The organism is Enterococcus salsurae (genome assembly GCF_054784955.1).
The window spans coordinates 480011-504576 of sequence record NZ_BAAHWY010000001.1; the positions used below are offsets into that span (position 1 = coordinate 480011).

Here is a 24566-nt window from a genome sequence, read left to right on the forward strand (position 1 = left end):
TACAAAACATTGTTTTTAGAATATTCTCATACTCAATCGGTTTCTTTTATCGTTATTAAATATGTTGTATGTAGACAAAAAAATCATACACGCATCAGTTATGCATGTATGATTTTTATCCGTCATGACGAAATGAAGCGATCGTGCAATCGTTTCTCGAGCGCATACGCGCCAATGGATATATTTAAGCTGTCGCTTTCTTCATTTGCTTACTCCGCAACTGGCCGCATGCGGCATCGATATCAGCACCATGCTCTTTGCGGATCACGCAGTTGATGCCATTCTTTTTCAAAATATCATAAAAAGCAGCCACATCTTCTTTTTTGCTGCGGGCGTATTGATCATGTTCGCTGACAGGATTGTACGGGATCAAGTTGACGTAGGTCAGCTTCTTCTTGTCCTTCAACAAGGCCACAAGCTCTCTGGCATGTTCTGGCCGGTCATTGACATGATCTAGCATAATGTATTCGAAAGTGATACGGCGATTGGTTTTTTCCAAATAATAATCGACTGCCGCCATCAATTTTTCGATAGGAAAGCTGCGGTTGATCCGCATCATCGACGTCCGGACTTCATTGTTCGGTGCATGCAATGAGATGGCTAAATTGACTTGCAAGCCATTTTCGGCAAATTCTCGGATTTTATGTGCCAGTCCACTGGTGGAGACTGTGATATGGCGGGCGCCGATCGCAAGTCCTTTGGGATCGTTAATGATATGCAAGAAGCTCATCACATGATCATAGTTATCGAATGGTTCACCGATTCCCATGACGACCACATGCGACACCCGTTCATTTTCTTGACGTTCATCAAAATAATGTTGTACGAGCATGATCTGTGCCACGATCTCACCGGCAGTCAGATCCCGTTGTTTTTTCAACAAACCGCTGGCACAAAATGTGCAGCCAATATTGCAGCCTACTTGTGTCGTTACACAAACAGACATCCCATAGTCCTGACGCATCAAGACGGTTTCGATCATATGATTGTCTGGCAACTGAAACAGATATTTGACCGTGCCGTCACTGGCTTCTTGAACGACGATTTGTTTCAGTGGATTGATCACGAAAGCGTTGATCAGTTTTTCAATTAGGGTTTTGGGCAAATTCGTCATCTCAGAAAAATCTTGGACGCGTTTTTCATACAGCCATTCCCAAATTTGGTTGGCCCGGAATTTCTTTTCATTTTGTTCATTTAACCACAAAGACAATGATTCTTTGGTTGATCCGTAAATAGATGGGTTCACAATTTTTCCTCTTTTCAAACTAGTCGCTACATACTATAACTGAAAGATCTTACAAAATCAACCGATCCTGCAAGCATTTATCAAAGTCTTATCTCCTTTGCATCAATGATGAAAATATACACAAGCCCTGCATTTAAAATGACTTATTTTCTCACAAAAAAACTACTTGTACCGACCATACACAAGTAGTTGATTCTCATTAGATATTTAACTGAATGTCTGAACTTTGCCATCTTGCGCAATCAGTTCTCCCCGCATTGGCGGATGTAATTGCAAAAACAGCGATAAGGATATTTCCAGCGTATAGCTTTGATCGCCTTGTTGGAAAACACCATAGTAGTGACTTTGCTGATTTGTACTTTTTTCTTCATATGTATGACTGACCAAGTAATAGCCTTTTATAACCTTTTCTTGCTGCTTTTTTGATTCACTCAAAAAATGGCGCAAGTGTTGATAAGTAAATAAAAACAATAATAATATAACTAATCCTATAAAAATATATCCAATCATTGCTGCGTGCCTCACACCTGGATCGTTGATGGCGTATACGCCGTTTCAACCCCAATGCTGACCATTAATGCCGCATTGACTTCATCCATGATCTTTTCGTCTAAATGACAGACTTTTTCTTTTAACCGACATTTGTCGATGGTTCGGATCTGTTCCATTAAAATCACCGAATCTTTGCCAATTCCGGTACAATCGGAGGAAATGCCAATATGCGTTGGCAATTTCGGCTTGGCCATCTTGGCAGTGATCGCAGCGATGATCACGGTTGGGCTGAAATGATTGCCCAAATCGTTTTGAATGACCAATACTGGACGAATGCCACCTTGCTCTGAACCGACGACTGGTGATAGATCCGCAAAATAAATATCTCCTCTTTTTACCATAGGACCACCCTAACTTTTGTATTCTCGCGGCACCCGCGCTGACAATGTACATGCAACTTCGTAATGGATCGTCCCTAATTGATCCGCTACATCTTGCATCGTGATACGTTCCCCATTATTTTCACCAATCAAGGTAACTGTGGTACCAACTGGAAATGCTTGAGGCAATCGGATCATCAATTGATCCATACAGACCCGCCCAACGATTTCACAATATACCCCTTCAACCAGTACGGAAAATCCTTGCATTTTGCGCAACCAGCCATCCGCATAGCCGATTGGAACGGTACCGATCCATTCTTGTTGTGGCGTGATATATGTTTCACCATAGCCAATTCCAGCGCCTTTTTCAAGCAATTTCACTTGAATCAAGGTAGAAACTAGCGACAACGCTGGTTTTAACGGGATCGGTGCTTCCAATGCATGTCCTGACGGATTCAATCCATACATTGCGATGCCATAGCGGATCATATTCCCCACAGCTTGCTCATGCCATAATGCAGTGGCACTGTTCCCTGTATGGATATATGTCGGTAAATGCGGCAGTGCTGTTAAGACTTCTTGAAAAAAAAGATGCTGCTGCTGCCAATAAACAGTGTCTGCTTGGTCGGCAGTTGAAAAATGGGTAAAAATGCCTTCCCATTCAAATGCAGGGTGCTGATCTAACCAGCTAGCTGCGTGTGCAACAGCTTGGGCATCTAAAAAACCAATCCGCCCCATGCCTGTATCGACCTTGATATGGGCCCGCAAAGGCCGTGGCAAAGACATGTCTGATAGATAGTGTTCAGCATCTGACAGCCATTCTTGACTCGCAACTGGAAATGAAAAATCATAGGTTGCGAGCAAGGCAATATCTGTGACCGCTACGACACCTAACAACAATATTGGGGCCGCAATGCCTGCTTCACGCAATTCAATTCCCTCATCAATGGTTGCCACACAGAAGCCTGCTGCGCCGCCTGCTATCGCTGCTTGTGCTGTTTCCACAGCACCGTGACCATAGCCATTGGCTTTGACCACAGCAAAAAGCGCCGTATCATTGGCCAACCGTTTCCGTTCATTTTGGATATTTTCTGTAATAGCAGCGGTATCGATAATCGCTTTGGTGGGTCTATGACGTGCAACGACCATGTTTGATTCCTTCTTTCCTACAACGTGCATGAAGTTGAACAGCTGGTGCTTGTTTAGGCTGTTTCAACTGATTGCGGGCACTTCTAAAATAATTTGTGCAAATGCTGTATCATTGGTATGGGTGATACTGACAAAAATCATACTTAGAGGATGTGGCGCTTTGGTGACCACCGGGGCACCGACCTCATTCGTTAGTATTTCGATATCATGAAAGGATAATTTACCTATTCCTGTGCCCCACGCCTTAGAGAATGCTTCTTTACAAGCATATCTTCCTGCCAGAAATTCGACTTGCCGTTTCAACGGCAGCTTGTCGAACAATTCCACTTCAGCTTCTGTTAAAATTCGTGCAATAAAGCGGGGCTTTTCCTCAATCAGCGTCTTGATACGAGGCAGTTCCACTGCATCGATGCCTATTCCTTTGATCATCTTTATCTCTCCAACTATTCTCGACAGTTGCTGTCTATCCAACAACAACGCCTTCAACTAGTTACCATTCTACCAAAAATTCGGCGAAATACCATGCCTAACTATTTTCTTTACGATTTGATTATAAAAAAATCAAAAAAAAAAGCCCTAAGACGAACGGACATCGACAGATCTTAAAGAATATTTCTTAAGATCTGCCGAGGCGTTGACTTAGGGCTCTGCTTTTTTAGCTTAGTCTTGGTTGTTGCGAATCACGAAACCGCGTTTTTTGTCATTGCTGCGGCGGTTGTTGCGTTTGGCACCATCTTTTGCATAGTTGCCGCGGGCTTTGTTGCTGCCGCCGCCGTCTTTGCTATAGCTGCCATTGCCGCGACTGCCACCTTCTTTACGGTTGCGGTTGCCACCATTGCTATTGCTGCGACGACCATTCTTGTTGCCAAATGATTTTTTCCCTTGAGGAAGTGGACGTTCTGGCGTAATTTTAACTGGTACTTGATCAGTCGGATCTTTCGCCAATGTTTTTAACAACAAGGCTGCTAAATCTTGCGCTGAGTAGCGTTCAACCAAATCATCTGCAGCTGCCAAATAGTTGTCTAATCCATTTTCATCCATCTTGGTTTCTACCGCTTCTAATGCTGCACCTAATTGACCTTTGAAGGCTTCTTTTTCGGTTGGCGGACGAAGAGGTGTCATCCGTTTTTTGGTTAAGTTTTCAATGACATGCAAGTAGCTCATTTCGTTTGGTGTAACGAAAGTCACGGACATGCCGCCTTTACCAGCACGACCGGTACGACCGATCCGATGCACATAGCTTTCAGGATCTTGTGGGATATCGTAGTTGTAGACATGGGTCACACCTGAGATATCCAAGCCGCGGGCAGCGACATCTGTTGCTACTAAAATGTCTAAGTTACCGCTCTTGAATGAACGCAAGACGCTCATCCGTTTTTGTTGAGAAAGATCCCCATGGATGCCTTCTGCTTTGTAACCACGGGCTTCTAATCCACGAGCCAACTCGTCAACACGACGTTTGGTACGGCCAAAGACGATGGTTAATTCAGGCGTTTGAACATCCAACAAGCGCGTCATCACATCAAATTTTTCAAAGTCTTTCGAGCGCACATAATATTGATCGATCAAATCAGCCGTCATTTCTTTGGCTTTGATTTGAACGTGCTCAGGATTTTTCATAAATTTGACACCAATATTTTTGATTGCTGGCGGCATCGTTGCAGAAAATAGTAATGTTTGACGAACGTCTGGCACTTGGCTGATGATTTTTTCAATATCTTCCAAAAAGCCCATGTTCAACATTTCGTCTGCTTCATCTAATACAAGGGTTTCAACCGTGCCTAATTTCAAGGTGTGGCGGTTGATGTGGTCCAACATACGTCCTGGTGTACCAACAACGATATGTGGACGATCTTTTAATTGACGGATTTGGCGACCAATATCTGCCCCACCGTATACTGCTTGGACACGGATTTTTTTGTCTTTCCCTAAACGATACAATTCTTCTTGGGTTTGGATAGCCAATTCACGGGTTGGCGCAATAACTAAACCTTGTAATTGTTGGTTTGTCGTGTCAATTTTTTCTAGCATTGGCAAACCGAAAGCAGCGGTTTTACCAGTACCAGTTTGTGCTTGACCAATCACATCTCTGCCTGCTAGGGCTAACGGAATCGTTGCTTCTTGGATGGGTGTTGCTTCTTCAAAGCCGGCACGCTCAACAGAAGTCAATAATTCGCTGGATAATTCTAGATCTTTAAATTTCAAATGGATCCTCCTATTTGGTCATCATCTCGATGCCTGTTTTTATCATTGAAGCGTAGGTAGTTCTTCAGAAACACAAGAGCAGTCCAATTACTCTTATCTTTCTCTCGGTACCGAAAAACCGCTTCTCGAAGGCATTATAAAAGGCTAAAACAAAAAGATATGCTTCAGCCATCATTTATCTCAAAACGTCAATGTTTTTTTTACAGTAATCATTCTGTGCTTCATCTTTCGGCGTTAGATAAGTATAGCATAAATTGAAAGTTTCAGCAAGATTTCAATTCTGTTTTACATTCCGATCAAGGCATCGACTACTTCATTTAGACCCATTCCATTGCTGCCTTTGAGCACAACGCTATCTTCGGGACTTAAAGTTTTTATTAAGGCATTGATCAATCCCGTCTTTTCTTCTTTGTCAAAGTGATAGATTTGCCCTGCAAAGCCCTGATCAGTCAAACGGTTTTGTAATGCTTTCATCTCTGGACCGTACAAAAAGACCATTTGTACAGTATCATCGATATGTGCCGCCATTCCTGCATGCATCTCAGCGCTGTCTGGCCCTAATTCCAGCATATCTGCCAATACGGCGATTCGTCTGCCTTGAAGTGGGATTTTTTTGAAACTATCTAACACTAAGCCCATCGCTGTAGGGTTTGCATTGTACACATCACTCAAAAGTGCAGCGCCGTTTCCTGCTGTCAGCCATTGGGTGCGGTTCTTTGTTAACTGAAAGCCTGCCAGACCTGCTTGGATCGCTGCGTCAGGCACAGCAAAATACCGGCCCATGCCAATAGCGATCAAGGCATTTTTGACATTATAACCGCCAATGACGGGGATCGTATATTTGACGCCTTCAACAGAAAAGGTTGTTTCTTGCTGTGCTTCTGCTAAAATCGTTCCTTGCACATCACCTGCTGCTAGGCCAAAGGTTTTGATTGTTTGCGTTAGCTCAGGCAGATAAGGGGCTAATAATGGTTCGTCAGCTGGAACCATCATAAAGCCATCTTTTTTCAGTCCGGCAGCAATTTCCATTTTTGCTTTGGCGATTCCTTCCCGTGAACCTAGATTTTCGATATGGGCCTCACCGATCAAGGTGATCGTGGCGGCATCTGGTTCTGCCAATAATGACAATACTTCGATTTCCCCTGCGTGGTCCATACCCATTTCTAAAATCAGGACTTCCGTATCTGCCGGCGCATGCAGGATCGTCAAAGGTACCCCTAGTTCATTGTTATGGTTGCCTTGGGTCTTATAGGTTTTATAGCTTTGTGCCATTACGGCATCTACCATGTCTTTTGTTGTTGTTTTGCCATTGCTGCCTGTGATACCAATGATTTTGGGATTGATCTTTTCTTTATAGCCTCGTGCCAATCGCTGAAAAGCAGCCACCGTATCCTCCACATGGATAACCTGGATATGTTCAGGGGGCAGGATCGTTGGATGGCTCCAAAGCGTGGCGATTGCGCCATTGTCCTTCGCTTGTTGCGCAAATTCATGGCCATCTCTGGTTCCTGCTATCGGAACAAACAAACTATTTTCTTTGATTAGGCGACTGTCAAACTCGACGGAAGAGATTGTTCTCTGGTCATTGCTTTCTTGTTCAAATAAAGCGGCTACTTCTTCTATTGTCAGATTCATGGATCTATCTCCTTTATTAAAAAAAGAAAGCCAAAGTTCGCTTCAAGTATTCCCTTGAGTTGAGCCTGGCTTTCTTCTTCATTATTCAGCTTCGACGTCAGTCAAAAATGCCCGGCGTTGATTGAAACGGTTCATGCCTAATTGGATCAATTCTTCAATCAAATCGCCATATGGCAAGCCGGTTTTTTCCCATAATAGTGGATACATACTAAACGCTGTAAAACCTGGCATCGTGTTCAATTCGTTTAAGAACAGTTCGTTTTTGTTTGTTAAAAAGAAGTCACAACGACTCAGTCCACTGCCGCCTAGCATCGTGTATGCTTTTTTGGCAAATTCCTGCGCTTTTGCCTGCGTGTCTTCAGGGATGTGTGCTGGGATCTGCATATCGATTCGGTTATCGATGTATTTTGAATTGTAATCATAAAATGCAACATCTTTGACGATTTCACCAGGCATCGTGGTACGTACATCTTCGTTGCCTAAAACAGCCACTTCGATTTCTCTGGCTTCGATTCCTTGTTCAACAATGGCTCTTGTGTCATAGCGATAGGCTTCTTGCAAAGCGTTTTGCAATTCTTCGCGATTTTCTGCTTTGGAGATTCCTACGCTTGATCCCATATTGGCAGGCTTCACAAACATTGGGTACAGCAAACTGCCTTCACATTGATCGAAGATTTTTTTAGGGTTTTCTTTCCAGGCATTCTTAAGAACAGGCACATAGGGTACTTGGGGTATCCCTGCAGCTTGCAAGATATATTTGGTCATGATTTTATCCATGCCGCAAGCACTTGTCAGTACGCCTGCGCCAATGTAAGGCATGCCAATCGTTTCCAAGAAACCTTGGATCGTGCCGTCTTCTCCATTCGGCCCATGCAACAATGGAAAGACGATTGCTTCTTCTTCATAAATGGCGCCTGGTTGAATGACTTCACCTTTATGGGCGTCATCTGTCAAGGCCAATACATCCTTAGAGGTTGGTGCTTCAGTCAATAATGGCCCTTTGAGCCATTGTCCCTCTTTCGTGATCATTACTAATTGCACTTGGTAGTAAGTATAATATACAGCATTGACTACTGAAAAAGCGGATAGCAGCGATACATCGTGTTCTGCACTGCGTCCCCCATATAATAAAATGATTTTCAAAAGAAATTCCTCCTGCATCCATGGTTTCTACCACACTAAGTCTTTCACATTTTAGCATAAATTCAGTCAATCGGCACTAAATCTTGGACAAAAAATCTTTTCTCTCAAAGGAATAGATAGGTCCAGAGTTGAATGTTTTTCAATTTGTCAGTACTATGACTATATCAAGATGTGAATGATGAGGTGTGAAAGATGGCAAAAGAAACGATTCCTTCCAGACGGATCAGATTAAAACAAATTGTTCAGGTCTTTATCAAATACAGAGTGCTGCAAAATATCAGCAAACAGCAACAACCAGAAATGGTCCGGCAAGCGTTTGAGGAATTAGGCCCAACCTTTATCAAAATTGGCCAAATGCTTTCGGTACGAACAGATTTGCTGGATCCTTCTTTTGCTGCAGCGTTCAAACAGTTGCAAGACAATGTCAAAAGTGATCCTTTCCAAGCGGTCAAAGCTTTAGTTGAAGCTGAGCTCCAACAATCTCTATCTGATGTTTTTACTTCCTTTGATCAGCTGCCCGTCGCCTCCGCATCGATTGGACAAGCCCATCACGCTGTTTTGCGTAACGGAAAAGAAGTGATCGTCAAGGTACAGCATCCAGGGATCATCGCCGACATCGAGGTGGACTTGAACCTTTTTGAAAAAGCGATCCCTCTGATCCGTTACGTGCCGGAAGCCAATGTAGTAGATCTGAAAAGTGTCTTGGCAGAAATCCGCCGCTCTTTGGCCAACGAAACCAATTTTCTGCAAGAGATGGCCAATGCGCAAGTATTCTATCGTGACAACCATCAAGATCCCCAACTGGCATTGCCAAAAGTTTACCCCGAATGGTGTACGCAAAAAGTCTTGGTCATGGATTTTATGGCAGGCGAGAGTTTGAATTGCTTGTTGAACCGCGCTGATCAGGAACTGCTTTATGGCAACCAAACTGTCAAAGAAGTCAAAAAAGCCATAGGAACATTGCTGGTGAAGAACTTTATGAAACAAGTTTTTGAAGATGGTTTTTTTCATGCAGATCCTCACCCTGGAAATCTATTCCTCCATGTTTTTGCTGATCAAGAACATCGTCCCCATCCTTTTCAATTAAAGCAACGCGTGGGCGTTTTAGGTGGCGTAGACTATACCTTAAAATGGCAAGATGAATCTATCTTGCCGCCCTATCAAGTGATTTTTTTGGATTTCGGGATGATGGGTCATTTGGATCAGGCATTGCGCAGCCGTCTGGCAGATGCCTTGATCGCGCTTTATACCCAAGATACACAAGAAGTCGGCAAGGCTGTGCTCAGATTGTGCGGCAGCCAAGGCACTGCCTTTGATGAAGTCTTGTTTTATCAAGATTTGCAGCGCTTTGTTGAAAACTACTATAATATGCCGCTAAAGGATATCGATCTCCAAAGAGTCATGGGCGAAGTGATCAAGATATGTTATGACAATCATTTACAAATGAATCGCGATATCACTTTGCTGATCAAGGCATTTGGGACATTAGAAGGTGTCATCAAAGCATTGGATCCAGATTTATCTATGATGGAAGTGACACAGCCTTTCGCACAAAAGTATTTTTTAGCTCAATTCGATGCCACTGAAGAATTAAAGAAAAGTACTCTTGCTGCTGCCAAAAGCTTGCGTGCGCTTGGCCGTATGCCTGACCGCGCATTGGCTGTACTTGATACCTTTGCTACTGGCAAACACCGTTTGAATTTAGAAATTCGTGAACAAAAACAATTACTCGATCGATTTGACAAAATGGTCAATCGCTTAGTGATCGGTATTATTTTGGCGGCAGTCATCTTAAGCTCCTCCTTATTGGTGGTCGCCAGTCCTGAAAAAGGGGATTTCGTCCATCGCATGGGCATATTCGGCTTTTGTTTGGCTTTTATCGCCTGTATCTTATTGGCTGGCAAATATTTTTATGATCATTTTCGAAAACAAGAGTGAAGACCGGCAAACACTGCTTTTCGTGGGCAGTGTCCCGGTCTTTATTTGTTCTGCGTTTCTTTGATCGCTGTTTCAAATATTTCTTCGAAACGAAGCCGATCTTCTTTGGTAAAAGGCTTCGGCCCCTTGGTACGTTTGCCGGCTTTGCGCATCTGGGCACCTAGATAGCGCTGTCCCAGTAAAAAATCAATGGTTTCTTTTAAGTATTCGGTGCCGTTATGGTGAAACACACGTGCATGCTTGGGCAAAACCAACGATGCCAAGCCATAGTCCTGGGTCACCAGAAAATCTCCAGCTTTAATCTCTTTGACGATCTCATAATCTGCGCGATCAGAGCCTTTGTCTACATAGATGAATTGTACATGGGCTGGAAATTCTTTTTTGGTATAATGATCGACACTGGTCACGATCATTACAGGCAAGTGATATGTTGCACCAAGGGCGATCACTTCATTTTTGACAGGTGAACCATCTCCGTCGATCAACAATCGCATATTGCTCCCCCTCGCTTTTGCTTTTATTGTACGGGTCACAGCACCAATAATCAAGCAGAGGCATTGTTGGGCAGGATGCCCAGAACAATGCCTCTGCTTGATTATTTCTTTATTTCACCGAATCAGTTCACGGATTCGATGATCGAAAATTTGCGGTCTTTCAGTTCATAGACGACATCGCATGCTTTGGCGACATCTTGTTCATGGGTCACTAGAATAATACATTTATTTTGTTCGTGGGCGATTTCTTGAAATAATGCCACGATGTCTTTTGATGTGGTTTCATCCAAATTCCCGGTTGGTTCATCCGCAACGATCAGTTCATGCTCGCAACAAAGGGCCCGTACGATCGCTACCCGCTGCTGCTGCCCACCAGAAAGTTGGGTTACTTTTTTCATCGCCAACTCTTCAGTGATGCCAACTTTGGCCAAATTTGCTAAGGCATACGCTTTTTTGTCTGTTTGTTGTGACTGAGCGATCGACATCGCCGTTGTGACATTATCTAAAGCAGACATGTACGGCAATAAATTGTAGGCTTGAAAAACGATCGATACATCTTTGCGTCGATACTCCCGCAAGCCGATTTTCGCCAAAGTTTCGTCATTATATAAGATTTTGCCTTCTTTAGGGGTATCTAGCCCCGTGATCAACGATAAAAAGGTGGTCTTGCCAGAACCGCTAGACCCAAGGATCGCATACATCTTCCCTGGTTCAAACGTCAAATCGACTGAACGAAATAACGCTTCCGCTTCTGTCTGGTACCAATAACCAAGTTGTTCTGTTCGTAGTGTCATTATACCCCTCCTAGGAAACCAAGATTTTTTTCGGATTCAGACGTAAAATGCCTGCCGATGATAAAATGATCGAGCCAAAGCTGATACCTAAGCCCATCAATGCCAATAGACCGATTTCTTCTGCAGAAACAGTGATTTCTAATGATTGGATTTCTTCAGATTGGGTAAAGGAAGGGAAAGAGCCACCGCCATTGCCGCCCATTTGCTGCATCCCGCCTCCGCCGCCAGGTCCGGCATTGGTCGTATCTTGATCAGTCGTCGTTTCTGTCTGTTGTGCCAGCAACTGCTCACCTACAACATTCCCTACAAGATTGCCGCTCGCCGCAGCAATGCCCAAAGCAAAGATCATGCAGATAAAGATTTCCGTAAAGAATTGGAAAATCACTTTTGCTCGTGATTCACCCAATGATAGCAAAACGCCAATTTCATAGCGGCGTTCACGAATCGACATCATCACGATCAAGGTCAATATGATGACACCTGCTGCAGCCACTAATATAATGATATTTTTGGCAAAACTAGCCACATTATTCAATGGTGTCAACATAGATTGATACTGTTGATCGTTCGATTGAATACTATACGTATCCGTATCGATCAATCCTTCTGCCTCTTCTACGAAAGCATCCATTTCAGAAGGATCACTTAGTGTGTAGGTCGCTGAATCAATCGTTCCATCATTGCCGCTTAATGTATTGGCGAAGGTATAAGACGCGAATATCGTATTGGCAGGATTCAGGAAACTAAACATTTGGCTCATGCTGTTGCCGACTTCTGACGTTTCATAAATGCCTTTGATCGTGACCTCGACTTCATTGTCGTCACTGTCTGTGATCGTGAAGGTATCGCCTACTGCCAAATCGTTGGCCTCAGCCAATGCAGATTCAATCACTACATTGTTGGTGCCTTCATCCTCTGCTGTGATGCCTTCCCCATCTGTCAGCGATGCGGTACCTTCAGAAAAACTCGTATAAGCGGCACTTGTGGAAACGCCTGTGATTTGGAAATCACCAGAACTCATTTCGCCCCCTTGCATCCCGCCGCTAGGCATCCCACCCATTTGGTTGGCATCTGCGCTGGAATCATCAGTGGATGTGTCCGTATCTGAGCTTGAGATTGCTTCGATGCCACTGACAGCATCTGCCGATGTGCTGACTTCAAAACTGTATGACGCCACACCATCTATGTCTGCGATGGCCTGTGCATCCTCGATCTCCACTGGTGTGGATTGAAAGCTGCCAGGATCTGGGCGTGACGCTTCGCTATCACTACCTGAACTTGTCGTTCCTTGTTGAAACGCTTGTTCACGGTTGGCTTGTAAAGTCACAGTAGCGCCAACACTCTTTTGGGCATTTTCGGTCGCAACCAACGCCGCACTTCTAATGGTCAAGCCTGCTAAAACAAAAATCAAAATAGCTGAAAAAACGGCGATCAGCAGAATCGTTCTGCCTTTTTTGGCCCATACACTTTGAAGCCCTCGCTTAAAAAAATTCATAGCATTTCCTCCTATATTTAACATAAGCTGACTATACTTGTTTTAACTTAATAGAAACTTAAACGACCAAATGAAGAAAAACGAAACAAAAACAGCTATTTTGCCTGCTTTCGTTCCGTTTTCTCCTTTTTGATCATCTGTTTTCACTTGGCTAGATGCCTAGCGACCGAAACCGCCGACACCCATTTGATTCGTGGAGGCTGTTTCTCCAGATTGTGTCAAATTGGCAATTGTATCTGACACTGGCAATGTACCCAATTCAGTACCATCGGACACCGTACCGCCGGCATAATAGCCAAAGGTAGATTCGCCATCATTGCTGCCGCCGCTAACCAGTGTATATGAACTATCTGTTAAGTCTGGCGTAGAGATCACCACATGTTGATAGGATTTACTTGGCGCGTAAGAAACAATGGCATTGCTGTCACCATCTAGCAAGGTGACTAGCGTATCCGCCGATTGCGATTGATCAAACGTGACCGCCACAGATTGTTGCGTACCATCACTCACATTCATGGCCATGTCAGTGGTGCCAGCCGCCAATAAGACGCCGCCTGTCAAGGTAAAGGTACCATTATAATCTAACGCACCATTCCCGCCAGTTGTTGGTCCATTGACGATTGCTGTTCCGCCGCTCATGGTCACATTTCCGTTACTGTCGATACCGTCACCTTCTGCATCAACCACCAATGTGCCACCGGTAATGTTCACTAGTTTGCTGTCGTCAGCCTCATCACCGCCGCCAGGCTGTCCACCGCCGAAGCTGTCTTGACCAAATTGCCCTGTACCTTCATCGGTATCGCTGCCGCCGCCAGCATTGACACCATCATCACTGGCGACAACTTGGGTCGTACCGCCGGCAATATTGATCACACTGGATTCTAATCCTTCATAAGATTGTTCGATTGAGATATCTCCATCATTGATCGTTAATTCATTGTCCGCATGAATGCCATCATCGCCACTATTGGCAGTGATCGTACCACCGGAAATCGTGATCGTATCATTGGCGTGCAGACTATCATCGGCACTATCGATGGTGAAAGTCCCACTGCTGATGATCATAGCCCCGCCAGCTTTCAATCCTTTATAGCTTTCATCGGTGCTGATGGATTGACTTTGTGCACCATCGGCCGTTTGGATCGAAATATCTGCGTTTTGGATGCTGAGGTTGGTTTCCGCTTGGATCCCATCCCGTCCGCTTTGAATCGTAAAGGTGCCACCGTCGATTGCTACATAGCCTTTCGCAGTGTCTTCAGTATTATTGGCTTGGATGCCATCCCCTTCTTCAGTATTCAGCGTATATTGACCTGCTAAAATCGATACAGAGTCCTTCCCTTTGATCGCATTGTTTTTGGCGGTGATCTCATATGTCCCGCCAGCTAAAACCAAATCATCTTTGCTGCGGATCCCATTGCTGTAATTACCAGTGATCACCAGTTTGCCATCACCATTGATAGATAGATCTTCTTTACTGTAAAAAGCAGCATCTGGTTCTGTTTCGCCATCCGCCAGTGTATAGTCACTGCCATCTGTCAATGTGTTCGTTGTATCACTTGCCAATGTTGTGATGACTTTTTCGGCTTGCTCTACCACCACAGCCGCACCTGACTCATTGGTGATGGTGACACCATTGAAGATCAAATGTACCTTGGCCTCTTTGTCGACATTCACGATCAGTTGCCCGTCGCTCAATGAACCATTGACTACATACGTGCCTTCTTGGGTGATCGTCACTGTCTGGCCATCGACCGTCACGCCATCTGCAGCTTCTGTGGCATCATCGTTCAGCGTGATCGTAGTGGCAGCTGATTCGTCATAACTCGCATCAACATCTTCGTCTTCATATGTGCCATAATAATCCGTTGTATCATCCAATGTTGTCGACACATTGGTCACTGCTGCAGCTGAACCTGAAGTTGCTGCTGCAGCACTTGAGCTGCTGCTAGACGTTGTATCGGACTGGGCACAGGCACCCAAAAGCAGTGTCGATAACAATAATGGATAAATGATTTTTTTCATAGAAAGTCCTCCTTCTATAGCTCATCGCGATTCGCAGCAGCTTTGCCTAATACAACAGGCAGATTGCCATTGCGCACGCGGACTTCATCAATAATTTGCTTCTCTTGTGCTTGATCCTTCAGCATCAAGCGGTATCTCAGTTCGTATAAGCTGCCCATAGTTGTTGTTCTAACAGATTCTAATTTGGCTGAATGGGTGTAGGTATCAAAAATATCATCAAACAGTTGCGGATAATCCAAATCTTCGGGAATCGTGATTTTTAATTCTCGTTCGGCTGTCTTTTGGCGATCGCCAAATGGGACGGTGTATAAGAGCGTTAAAAAGAACGCCACAATGATCGAAAAGACAACCACATAGCCGACATACCCCATTCCGGTCGCCAAACCAATCCCCATTGACCAAAAGACACTGGTGATCTCTCTGGATCCTCCTGGCACTGAACGGAAACGAATCAGACTAAAGGCGCCAAGGATCGCAACCCCCGTTCCTAAGTTGCCATTGACCAGCATGATCACAGACTGCACCAAAATCGGCAGAACAGCCAATGTGATCACAAAATTTTTGGTATAGACATTTTTGATCATATGCACGATTGCCACCAATAAACCTAAAATCAATGAAGCGGCTATACAAATCAACAGGCTCCCCCACTCCAATGAACTGGTATCGCCTGAAAACAAACTAGATAACATGTAAAACTTCCTCCTTTTTGAATAAATGCCGTTGGTAAGTCTGCGCATATTTTGAAAAACTGCCCTTGCGTACACCATAGGTATTCAGCAAGTCAACGAACCACAACGGATATGAACCAAGGGCCTTGACCTCCATCAAGACGCCGATTTCTGGTGCCACCAATGCACCATCACTACCGGCAGCCAAATCTAAATTGCATGTACGGAAACGAATCGCTTGATCAAAAGTCACCCGAAAATCACTGTCATCATCCACAAACAACGACAAACGGTCATAGGCGATCAGTACCCGTGGCGTCAAATCTTGGTTTTGTTTGAACAACCATTTAATTTCAGCCGCAATCTGCGCTGGCTCAACTGTTTCTGGCAATTGTCCACTCCTGACCCAATGCTGATACTGCTGATAGGACATGGGTACGCGTCGTTTGTAAACAATCCCATTGACTTTCTTTTTGATCTCCAAAAAAATCAAACTATCTTGGCTTGGCACCCCATAACTCCGGATCCGAAATTTCTCTTTGTACTTCGGTTTATCCATTGAATGACGGATAAAACGGAAGTCATCCGTGTCATAATACAGCGACATAATCGTATGTTTGCCATACACATCAATCTGCATTCGTTGCTGCAACGCTTCAAAGAATGCGGGAAAGCGATCGTTTGGGATCAAATATTTGGTTTCTTTTCGTTGGAAAACTTTCTTAAGTTTCATTTGCTTGTCCTCCCTCGTTGTTCTTGTTTATAATTTAAAGGAAGCAACTTAAAACCAGCTTAAGTAATTCTCTGCTTTTTAAGTATTTTTTATGCTATTCATGCTATTCTTATCATTAAAGAGGTGGAAAAATGATTAAAATATTACTTGTCGAAGATGACAAAACGTTATCTGAAAATATCAAAGAAATCGTTAGTGAAATCGGCGAAGTCAGCCAATCATTTGATGGCAGTGAAGGGTTATACGAAGCTGAAACAGGCATCTACGACTTGATCATCTTAGATTTGATGATGCCTGAAATGGATGGGTATGAAGTGTTGGCGGCATTAAGAAGCAAGGGGATCCAGACCCCAGTGTTGATCCTAACCGCAAAAGATGGCTTAGAGGATAAAGTCACAGGCTTTCAAAAAGGGGCGGATGACTACTTGACAAAGCCCTTTTACCGAGAAGAATTATTGATGCGGGTCAAAGCCCTATTGAAACGATCACTAGGATTGTTCAATGAGAATCATTTAGAATACAATGGATTGCTGTGCAAATTGGCAGCGAACGAAGTGACGTACAAAGGGGAATTATTGCCGATTCAAGGCAAAGAATTTGAATTGTTGCTCTACTTTTTACAAAACCCAGGGATTATCTTGACGAAAGAACAAATTTTCGACCGTATTTGGGGCTTTGATTCAGAAACCACCTTGACCGTTGTTGAAGTCTATATGAGCAACTTACGCAAACATTTGCGAGATACCGGTATTGATAAAGAGATCCGCACATTGCGTAATGTTGGTTATATCATGCAAGGAGCGTAGCCGATGAACAATGAGCGTTCGAACAAACAACGATTGCAGTCTTTCTTGATCAACGTCAGTGCATTTGCCTTGGTCTTTTTCTTATTAGGTGTGATCGTCTTGGAGCTGTTCAATCAATCCGCCTATCGTGAAACGGATCTATCTTTGGAACAAGCTATCGAAGATACACGCTTGATCCAAGCAGAGATCAATTCTTATCAATCTGACAGTCTGACGATGCCTCCGGGTTCCGCCATGCCCAACATTCCCGGAACCAATCGCTTCAATACCCAATTGATTTTATGGTCAGAAGATGGTGAAATCTTGAATAAGCAAGCGCTAGGCGGGCGTTTTTCGCAATTGACGAATCTGATATTATCGACCGAAAATCTGGACAGTATTCAATCTTTTTCGATTGATGATCAATCGACCTCTACAACCGAAGACAAGCTGCTCTTTCGTTCGATCACTACAGCGGCACCGTCAAACAATTTAGGTGTCAGTTATATTCAGGTTTTAGCCAATACCAACCAAATCAAAAATGCCATGTCAAATTTTCAAACGATTTTGATTTTATCGATGGTCTTTTTCTGGATTTTGTCGATTGGTATCAGTTATTTCTTGACCACATTGAGTATGCGGCCAATCTTGGCATCATGGAAAAAGCAGCAAGAGTTTGTTGAAAATGCCTCTCATGAACTGCGCACACCCTTGACGATCATCCAAAATAGTTTGGAACGGTTGTTTACCAAACCCAACCATACCATTATTGATGAATCAGAAAGCATCGCCCAAGCATTGGCGGAAACCCGGCGCTTGACAGGCTTGACTGCCGATTTGCTGACGATTGCCCGCAGCGATGCCAATCAATTGACCTTAGTGAAAGAAAAAGTTGAACTGGCACCGTTTATCGCTGAGCTCGTCAAGCCATTCAAAGAAATTGCTGAATTAGATGAGAAGCGTTTTGTTATCGAGAATTTCGCTGATGCAACCGCGATATTTGATCAAAAAAAGATCCATCAAGTCTTAGTGATCTTGTTAGACAATGCGTTGAAATATACTAGCTCTGGGGACAAAATCACGCTGCTTTCGGAAATCTCTAATAAGCATTGGCTGATCGAGGTCAAAAACACAGGCCCTTCGATCACGGATGAAGAAAAGGCCCGCATTTTTGATCGCTTTTATCGAGAAGACCGTTCTCGCTCGAAAGAAACCGGCGGCTACGGTCTAGGGTTAGCCATCGCCAAACAAATTGTCGATGAGCACAAAGGGCAAATTAGTGTCAAAGATCTGTTGCCTAAGGGGGTTATTTTCCAAATTCGCTTGCCCAAGGAATGATGTACGCAAAAAAAAACAGCTATGAACGAAAACGTTCATAGCTGTTTTTTTACTCACAGTACTATTGCTAGTAGAAAAGCCCTATCTCCACAAAAGGACGATTCCGACACCCTGCAAATCCGGCAGGTTGCTTACGCGGTGTGCCTCTGCTATCAATCTGGTCAGCAAATGCTAGACCTTCTCGACTCGTCGCATGAGGATTACTTTAACACACAATCCTCATGAATGCTACCTTTTTTTGACTAAATCGCCTGTAATGTATAAAAATGGCCGCCAAAACCTAGATAGACCATCCGGCTTTGGGCGACCACTGCACGCTAGACTGCAGCTATATGATACATTTTGTTTTACGATAAGAAAGTCGCAACTTTCGTGGTGATCAAATCAATGGCCACATGATTTTCGCCGCCTTCTGGCACAATGACATCGGCGTAGCGTTTCGTTGGTTCGATGAATTGGTGATACATCGGCTTCACAACTGTTAGATACTGTTCGATGACTGAATCCAATGTTCTGCCCCGTTCTTCCATATCACGTTTGATACGACGAATGATACGAATATCATCATCTGTATCAACATATAATTTGATGTCCATCAAATCACGCAAACGCTCATCTTCTAAGATCAAGATACCTTCTAGAATAATGACTTCTTTCGGTTCTTGAACGATCGTGGCTTCACTGCGGGTATGTGCTACATAATCATAGACCGGTTTTTCAATCGTTTGATACGCAAGCAGCTGTTTCAAGTGGTCGATCAATAAATCTGTATCAAATGCAAAAGGATGGTCGTAGTTGGTGTTCAATCGTTCTTCGAAACTCAATTCACTTTGATCCTTGTAATATGAGTCTTGCTCCAACATCATAATAGAATGATTCGGAAAGTGATTAAAAATCGCTCGGCTCACACTTGTTTTACCGCTTCCTGATCCACCTGTCACACCAATTATAATGGGCTTGCCATTCGTCATTCGATTTACCTCTTTCATTTCTAAAATTCGCACTGTTTCTATTATAGCGAAATTTCTGCAAATTACTACTATTTCTGAAAAATCAGCCCAGTAATAAATCAGGCAATTGTTCGATCGATTCGATCATATGGGTAGGCTTGATGCCGTCAGTGTTTTTTTTATGCGGATTCAGCCAAATCGTATCGATTCCTGCCAATTGACCCCCTAATATATCCGAACTCAATGAGTCGCCGATGATCACTGTTTCATGTTTTTTTACATTCGGGATACGGGCAAAAACGTAATCGAAAAATTCTTTCATCGGTTTTTGATAACCTGTATCCTCAGACACAAAAATATCCTTGAAAAAAGACATCAATTTGGCATCCTTTAAGCGCTGATATTGGGTTTTCGACACGCCATTCGTCACCACGTAGGCATCAAAATCAGGCACCAGCTGAGCCAGTACTTGATCGCTGTTGCCCAAAAGTTTATGTCCTTGATTCAAAAACCCTCGATATTGCTGCTCCAAAGCAGCGCTATCCACCGTTTTTCCGAGTGTGGCAAAAAATAAGCCAAAGCGCTCATTTGTCACTTGTTCACGGGTCAATTTTCCTTTTTCAAAATCTTGCCATAATCCATGATTCAACGTCTGATAGGTTTGCTTTAAGGTATCTGTCATCTGGATCCCTTGTGCGGCGAATAATTTTTGCAACGCTTGATTTTCTGTATCTTGGAAATCAAGCAGCGTATCATCAACGTCGAATAATAATGTTTTGTAAGTCATTGCTTCCTTCTTTCTTAGTGAAAATATTCCACTAAACTTTCTAGTTCTTTTTGGGTCAATGTGCGGTAATGCCCCGTTGCGAGATCCTTCGGTAAAGTCAGAGGTCCGATGGCCGTTCTTTTCAGGCCGATCACTTTGACACCACGACTAAGAAACATTTTCTTTACTTGATGAAACTTGCCTTCCGTTATCTGCACGATCGCCTGTGATCGCTTTTCCTGGGCTGAAAGGATCGTAAGTTTAGCTGGCAGACAAGTTGTCCCATCATGAAAGACCACGCCAGCAGCAAAGGCTGCTTGGTCGGTTTTAGTCAAACACCCATTCACGATTACGTCATAGCACTTCGTGACGGCTTTTTCTGGATGCATCAGTGCATAGCCAAGTTGCCCATTCGATGTCAGCAATACCAATCCTTCCGTATCTCGGTCCAAACGTCCAACAGCATAAAGATCGGACCGCTGGTCAGCGGATGCCAAACAATCAATCACGGTTGGATGCTGCTGATCGTGATTAGCCGTCACGACACCAGCTGGTTTATTCAATAGAAAATAGACGTCATCGGTTTGCAATTGTTTGCCTTGGACAACAATGCGATGCAATGCATGATCGACATTTCGTTCAGGCCGACGCTCGATCTTACCATCCACATAGACATGTCCAGTCTGAAACAGGCGCTTCATGGTTTTTCTTGGGGTATGTAATTGTTCTTCGATCAGTTTATCTAAACGCATAAAATTCTCTCCATTGCGGCTATTATAGCGTAGATCGTCCAATCTGAAAACTAGTGAGATTTCATATCAGTTGACTTTCATTTGGATAGCGGGTAAGGTTAAAGAGTAAAGTAAATAAAGTTTCTCATACACAGCGTTACGACCTGGTGGAGAAAAGTTGAACCAAAACTTTCCGGGACAGTTGTGTACACAACTGTCCTTTTGCGTGTTTTCATTCACGTACCACTTAATGTGCAGAGTTAACAAAATTTGCTTAAAAAACGCTCGGGCAAACCGAGAAAATTTTAGGAGGAATTGAGTTATGTCAGTATCATTAGAAGTTACGAAAAGAGAAGTCCGCCCCCGTTCTTTAAGGAACAAATTACGTCACGAAGGCAAAGTGCCTGCAGTAGTCAACGGCTACAAAGTTGAAAGTACTGCAATTGCAGTCAATGCCACTGAATTAGAAAAAATCTTGCGTGAAAATGGATTGAATACCGTGATCACGATCAATTTAGAAGGAAAGAAAGTCAATACGTTGATCAAAGAGTATCAAGCAGATACTTTTACCCGCAATTTGACCCACGTTGAATTCCTTTCAGTCGATATGAATGAAGAAACCGAAGTTGAAGCTGAAGTCAGCTTGACTGGTGAAGCTGCTGGTGTCAAAGCTGGTGGTGTCTTAGCACAAAACTTATATGCAGTTGTCGTTTCCGCAACCCCTGACAAATTGCCTGAGCGTGTGGAAGTCGATGTGACTGCTTTAGAAATTGGTGATTCATTGACAGTTGCTGATCTACCGAAGAACGATGATTATACGATCGTTACTGATGGAGAAGAGCAAATCGTTGCGATCACTGAACCACAAGAGATTCCTGAAGATGAAGAAGCTGGCGAAGTAGCTGAACCTGCAGTGATCGGCGAAGAAGAAGAATAAATCTGTCATCTGCGTCCGTAGATGACTTATCAAAACAGTACTGCTTCAACAGGGTACTGTTTTTTTCTATAAGAAAAATCAAAATCATTTGCTTTTTCTCAGCATCTTCCTTATGATAGATACACGAAATGTGTTGCCTGTATCAAGACCTTTGAAGGAGGGATTGCTATGTTTGAAACATTTGATCACGAACGCAGCCGCTACGCCTCGGGTGGCATCGTCCAAAGAATGCCTGGTGAGTTGATCGACAGTATTTGGATGATTATTGATCTGGATTTGAAAGGGGTTTTCCCGCTGACAAATTTATTGACCTTCGACGTTCAAAACAATCAAGGACGCGTCACACTACTCTTTTCACAACCACATTCTGAATTGGCCTTAGGGGTGGATCTCCCCTATTTTTATGATGAATCATTGCCGAAAAGCATCTATGCTTATGATGATGGCCAACGACAAACGATTCTGCTGCCAAGTGAGACCCGTTAAGCACCAAATCAGGCTTGGAACTTAAGGAATAACACAATCTATTTATTAAACTATCCTTTTCAAGAAGAGGATAGTTTTTTTTATTGGATTTATCATTCTTTTTTTATTGGAGAAACGGGCAAGAGCTTCTTTTTCGTTCCCCTGTATATTTATTTATTATATTTTACGAAGTATTCTATTATAGACAGAAAAAACAGACACATTTCTACTACAATAATGACAAAACGTTAACTGTTAAGAGGTGATTGCGCTTGGACAAACTGTTAGAGAAAGAGATTATTCTCATATGTCAGCTAGCGGCTGCCTTGTTGGAAGAAAATCCGCTGTCTGTCAAAAAAGCAGCCACTATACAGCGGATATCTGATAAAACCGTGCGGCGTTTGATCGCTAGCCGGTCAAATGAATCCGCTTTCTTTAATTGCCATATCACTACTGGAAAGATCAGGAGTACCGATTTCAAAGCGTTGCTGAAAAATCAGCCGGCATTCATCGCCGATTTATTGCATAAAAGCCAAAACTTAGCGCTTTTGATCCTATCTATGAAACAACCAGTGTTGACTTTCCCCATGCTTGGCAACGCTGCGTATATGAGTACAGCGACCCTTCATCGACGCTTTGTTTCCTTTGCCCAGTTTCTCTCCCCTTATTTGATCGCCATTGACCGTCGGACATATCCATTTGTTAAAGGCAATGAACGTCAGATTCGTTTCCTGCTGTTCAAACTGACAACTTTTTTGCTGCCTTCTCTGTATGATTCTCCATCCAGGCTTTATCAACATTTTTTTGATATCCATACCTTGCGCCAGCAGGCAATTTATCCTTCGGCTTCCTGTATCACTGTGGAGGAAATTAGGCCTAGGTGCTTTGTGCCGGATTATTATTTGACCACTGACACTGCCTATCTTTTTTTATGGAAACAGCTTTTGGCCCAAGAAACATTCTTTGTCCCACCCCATGATGCAACATTGATCAGCCGAATCGTTGATTCCGTTCTTCAAGATCATGTGGATCAGCCTTTGGCAGACAGTTTATCCCAAATATACCAAATCCATTTAGTGTGTGCTTTGCTTGAGGGCAATATTTTTGTCTTTCAACCAGCGCTTCTTTCACTTTCAGAAACAACGGTACAATTGATTCAAAGTTTCTTATTGCAACTGCCCCATTATGAAAAATTACTAAAAAAGCATCCCGAATTACCTTTGCTTTACGAATGTATCTGGCACAAACAATCCATCTTTCAGCCTATGCTGACGATAAAAAAACACACCATCTAGTAAAAGAAACTAGGGTGATGTGTTCAACGATCTATGCTGGATTATTGCGCATCTGCATCAACGATTTTGACAGAACCTTGCCATTCTTGATCAACAAAGTCTTTGATTTCGTCAGAGTGCAGTACTTCGACCAATTTTTTGATTTTATCGGTATTTTCATCGCCTTTGCGTACTGCGATCACGTTCACGTAAGGTGAATTGTCTGCTTCTAATAAGACAGAATCATCAACTGGATTCAAGTCGATACCAAAAGCAAAGTTTGCATTGATCGCCACTAAGTCTGCTTCATCATTTTGATAAGCAGTTGCCAATAATGAAGGGTCGATGTCATGTTTGAATTCTAAGTTCTTAGGGTTTTCCGCAATATCATCGAAAGTCGCTGTTTCTGTATCCACACCGTCTTTCAATGTGATCAAATCAGCATCTTGTAAGATCGTCAAGATCCGACCCCAGTCAGATTCAGAATTAGATGTAATAACAGTCGCACCGTCTGCCAAATCAGCAATATCATCGATACGTTGAGAATATAGACCCATTGGTTCGATATGGATCGCGCCTGCATTGACAAAATCATAGCCATTGTCTGCAATTTGCTTGTTCAAGTAAGGAATGTGTTGGAAATAGTTGGCATCAATGTCCCCATTTTCCAAAGCTTTGTTCGGTAAAATATAGTCATCAAACGTTTGGATCTCAAGATCAATTCCTTCTTCAGCCAATAACGGTTTAGCTTGTTCTAGAATTTCAGCATGAGGTGTGACAGAAGCACCTACAACTAATTTGGTATTTTCTCCGCTGCTGGCTGTCGTTGAATCAGAACTGCTTGAATTTGATCCTGTGCCGCATGCGGCCAATGCTGCTGTTAACAAAACTGTTGTTGCAAAACCTAAAATCTTTTTCAT

24 protein-coding genes are annotated in these 24566 nt (G+C 43.2%); 6 read left to right on the plus strand and 18 right to left on the minus strand.

Annotated elements, in window-relative coordinates:
• Nucleotides 1–184 precede the first annotated feature (184 nt).
• From rlmN to ACYVRS_RS02400, 8 genes are all read right to left on the minus strand, one after another.
• Nucleotides 185–1249, minus strand: a complete 1065-nt coding sequence (rlmN, locus tag ACYVRS_RS02365; protein WP_313537615.1) for a dual-specificity RNA methyltransferase RlmN — start codon at nucleotides 1247–1249, stop codon at nucleotides 185–187.
• A gap of 204 nt (nucleotides 1250–1453) precedes the next feature.
• Nucleotides 1454–1756, minus strand: a complete 303-nt coding sequence (locus ACYVRS_RS02370) for a hypothetical protein (protein WP_313537586.1) — start codon at nucleotides 1754–1756, stop codon at nucleotides 1454–1456.
• 11 nt (nucleotides 1757–1767) lie between these two features.
• A complete protein-coding gene (locus ACYVRS_RS02375) occupies nucleotides 1768–2139 on the minus strand; it encodes a type II toxin-antitoxin system PemK/MazF family toxin (RefSeq protein ID WP_054115145.1) in 372 nt (123 codons plus the stop codon).
• Between the two features lie 9 nt (nucleotides 2140–2148).
• Nucleotides 2149–3270 carry an alanine racemase gene (alr, locus tag ACYVRS_RS02380; protein WP_313537591.1) on the minus strand — a complete coding sequence of 374 codons (1122 nt, stop codon included), beginning with the start codon at nucleotides 3268–3270 and terminating at the stop codon, nucleotides 2149–2151.
• 63 nt (nucleotides 3271–3333) lie between these two features.
• The gene (gene acpS / locus ACYVRS_RS02385; RefSeq protein ID WP_054115147.1) at nucleotides 3334–3699 is read right to left on the minus strand and encodes a holo-ACP synthase; all 366 of its coding nucleotides are present in this window, start codon (nucleotides 3697–3699) and stop codon (nucleotides 3334–3336) included.
• 231 nt (nucleotides 3700–3930) lie between these two features.
• Complete coding sequence (cshA, locus tag ACYVRS_RS02390; RefSeq protein ID WP_313537595.1) at nucleotides 3931–5475, minus strand: degradosome RNA helicase CshA; 1545 nt, start codon at nucleotides 5473–5475, stop codon at nucleotides 3931–3933.
• Between the two features lie 285 nt (nucleotides 5476–5760).
• Complete coding sequence (locus tag ACYVRS_RS02395) at nucleotides 5761–7110, minus strand: UDP-N-acetylmuramoyl-tripeptide--D-alanyl-D-alanine ligase (protein WP_461198011.1); 1350 nt, start codon at nucleotides 7108–7110, stop codon at nucleotides 5761–5763.
• Nucleotides 7111–7191: 81 nt separating this feature from the next.
• Nucleotides 7192–8253 carry a D-alanine--D-alanine ligase gene (locus ACYVRS_RS02400; protein ID WP_312541609.1) on the minus strand — a complete coding sequence of 354 codons (1062 nt, stop codon included), beginning with the start codon at nucleotides 8251–8253 and terminating at the stop codon, nucleotides 7192–7194.
• 192 nt (nucleotides 8254–8445) lie between these two features.
• On the opposite strand from ACYVRS_RS02400, the gene ACYVRS_RS02405 reads away from it, so the two are divergent.
• The gene (locus ACYVRS_RS02405) at nucleotides 8446–10191 is read left to right on the plus strand and encodes an ABC1 kinase family protein (RefSeq protein ID WP_461198010.1); all 1746 of its coding nucleotides are present in this window, start codon (nucleotides 8446–8448) and stop codon (nucleotides 10189–10191) included.
• Nucleotides 10192–10232: 41 nt separating this feature from the next.
• Here ACYVRS_RS02405 and ACYVRS_RS02410 read toward each other — a convergent pair whose 3' ends face one another.
• From ACYVRS_RS02410 to ACYVRS_RS02435, 6 genes are all read right to left on the minus strand, one after another.
• Nucleotides 10233–10685: a YaiI/YqxD family protein gene (locus tag ACYVRS_RS02410; protein ID WP_054115152.1), complete on the minus strand. Its 453-nt coding sequence runs from the start codon at nucleotides 10683–10685 to the stop codon at nucleotides 10233–10235.
• Between the two features lie 122 nt (nucleotides 10686–10807).
• Nucleotides 10808–11479: an ABC transporter ATP-binding protein gene (locus ACYVRS_RS02415; protein WP_461198009.1), complete on the minus strand. Its 672-nt coding sequence runs from the start codon at nucleotides 11477–11479 to the stop codon at nucleotides 10808–10810.
• A gap of 10 nt (nucleotides 11480–11489) precedes the next feature.
• A complete protein-coding gene (locus ACYVRS_RS02420; protein WP_461198008.1) occupies nucleotides 11490–12974 on the minus strand; it encodes an ABC transporter permease in 1485 nt (494 codons plus the stop codon).
• Nucleotides 12975–13133: 159 nt separating this feature from the next.
• Nucleotides 13134–14996 carry a carbohydrate-binding domain-containing protein gene (locus ACYVRS_RS02425; protein WP_461198007.1) on the minus strand — a complete coding sequence of 621 codons (1863 nt, stop codon included), beginning with the start codon at nucleotides 14994–14996 and terminating at the stop codon, nucleotides 13134–13136.
• A gap of 14 nt (nucleotides 14997–15010) precedes the next feature.
• A complete protein-coding gene (locus tag ACYVRS_RS02430) occupies nucleotides 15011–15688 on the minus strand; it encodes a DUF4956 domain-containing protein (protein ID WP_313540624.1) in 678 nt (225 codons plus the stop codon).
• Nucleotides 15678–16400: a polyphosphate polymerase domain-containing protein gene (locus tag ACYVRS_RS02435; protein WP_054115157.1), complete on the minus strand. Its 723-nt coding sequence runs from the start codon at nucleotides 16398–16400 to the stop codon at nucleotides 15678–15680. The genes ACYVRS_RS02430 and ACYVRS_RS02435 overlap by 11 nt, the downstream gene beginning before the upstream one ends.
• A gap of 131 nt (nucleotides 16401–16531) precedes the next feature.
• On the opposite strand from ACYVRS_RS02435, the gene ACYVRS_RS02440 reads away from it, so the two are divergent.
• Entirely contained in the window at nucleotides 16532–17206 is a 675-nt protein-coding gene (locus ACYVRS_RS02440; protein WP_461198006.1) for a response regulator transcription factor, read from the plus strand.
• A 3-nt stretch (nucleotides 17207–17209) separates the two neighbouring features.
• Entirely contained in the window at nucleotides 17210–18523 is a 1314-nt protein-coding gene (locus tag ACYVRS_RS02445; RefSeq protein ID WP_461202388.1) for a sensor histidine kinase, read from the plus strand.
• A 347-nt stretch (nucleotides 18524–18870) separates the two neighbouring features.
• Here ACYVRS_RS02445 and udk read toward each other — a convergent pair whose 3' ends face one another.
• The 3 genes from udk to ACYVRS_RS02460 all read right to left on the minus strand — a co-directional run bounded on the left by udk (nucleotide 18871) and on the right by ACYVRS_RS02460 (nucleotide 20991).
• Nucleotides 18871–19494 carry a uridine kinase gene (udk, locus tag ACYVRS_RS02450; RefSeq protein ID WP_054115160.1) on the minus strand — a complete coding sequence of 208 codons (624 nt, stop codon included), beginning with the start codon at nucleotides 19492–19494 and terminating at the stop codon, nucleotides 18871–18873.
• 82 nt (nucleotides 19495–19576) lie between these two features.
• Complete coding sequence (locus tag ACYVRS_RS02455; protein ID WP_054115161.1) at nucleotides 19577–20260, minus strand: YjjG family noncanonical pyrimidine nucleotidase; 684 nt, start codon at nucleotides 20258–20260, stop codon at nucleotides 19577–19579.
• 14 nt (nucleotides 20261–20274) lie between these two features.
• Nucleotides 20275–20991, minus strand: coding sequence for a 16S rRNA pseudouridine(516) synthase (locus tag ACYVRS_RS02460; protein ID WP_313540630.1), 717 nt, complete (start codon nucleotides 20989–20991; stop codon nucleotides 20275–20277).
• Between the two features lie 301 nt (nucleotides 20992–21292).
• On the opposite strand from ACYVRS_RS02460, the gene ACYVRS_RS02465 reads away from it, so the two are divergent.
• From ACYVRS_RS02465 to ACYVRS_RS02475, 3 genes are all read left to right on the plus strand, one after another.
• Nucleotides 21293–21907 (plus strand): 50S ribosomal protein L25/general stress protein Ctc, encoded by a 615-nt coding sequence (locus ACYVRS_RS02465; protein WP_461202391.1) that lies wholly within the window; start codon nucleotides 21293–21295, stop codon nucleotides 21905–21907.
• A 168-nt stretch (nucleotides 21908–22075) separates the two neighbouring features.
• Complete coding sequence (locus ACYVRS_RS02470; RefSeq protein WP_461202392.1) at nucleotides 22076–22393, plus strand: DUF960 domain-containing protein; 318 nt, start codon at nucleotides 22076–22078, stop codon at nucleotides 22391–22393.
• 251 nt (nucleotides 22394–22644) lie between these two features.
• Nucleotides 22645–23667, plus strand: coding sequence for a helix-turn-helix domain-containing protein (locus ACYVRS_RS02475; RefSeq protein ID WP_461202394.1), 1023 nt, complete (start codon nucleotides 22645–22647; stop codon nucleotides 23665–23667).
• Nucleotides 23668–23708: 41 nt separating this feature from the next.
• Here ACYVRS_RS02475 and ACYVRS_RS02480 read toward each other — a convergent pair whose 3' ends face one another.
• Complete coding sequence (locus ACYVRS_RS02480) at nucleotides 23709–24566, minus strand: MetQ/NlpA family ABC transporter substrate-binding protein (protein ID WP_054115166.1); 858 nt, start codon at nucleotides 24564–24566, stop codon at nucleotides 23709–23711.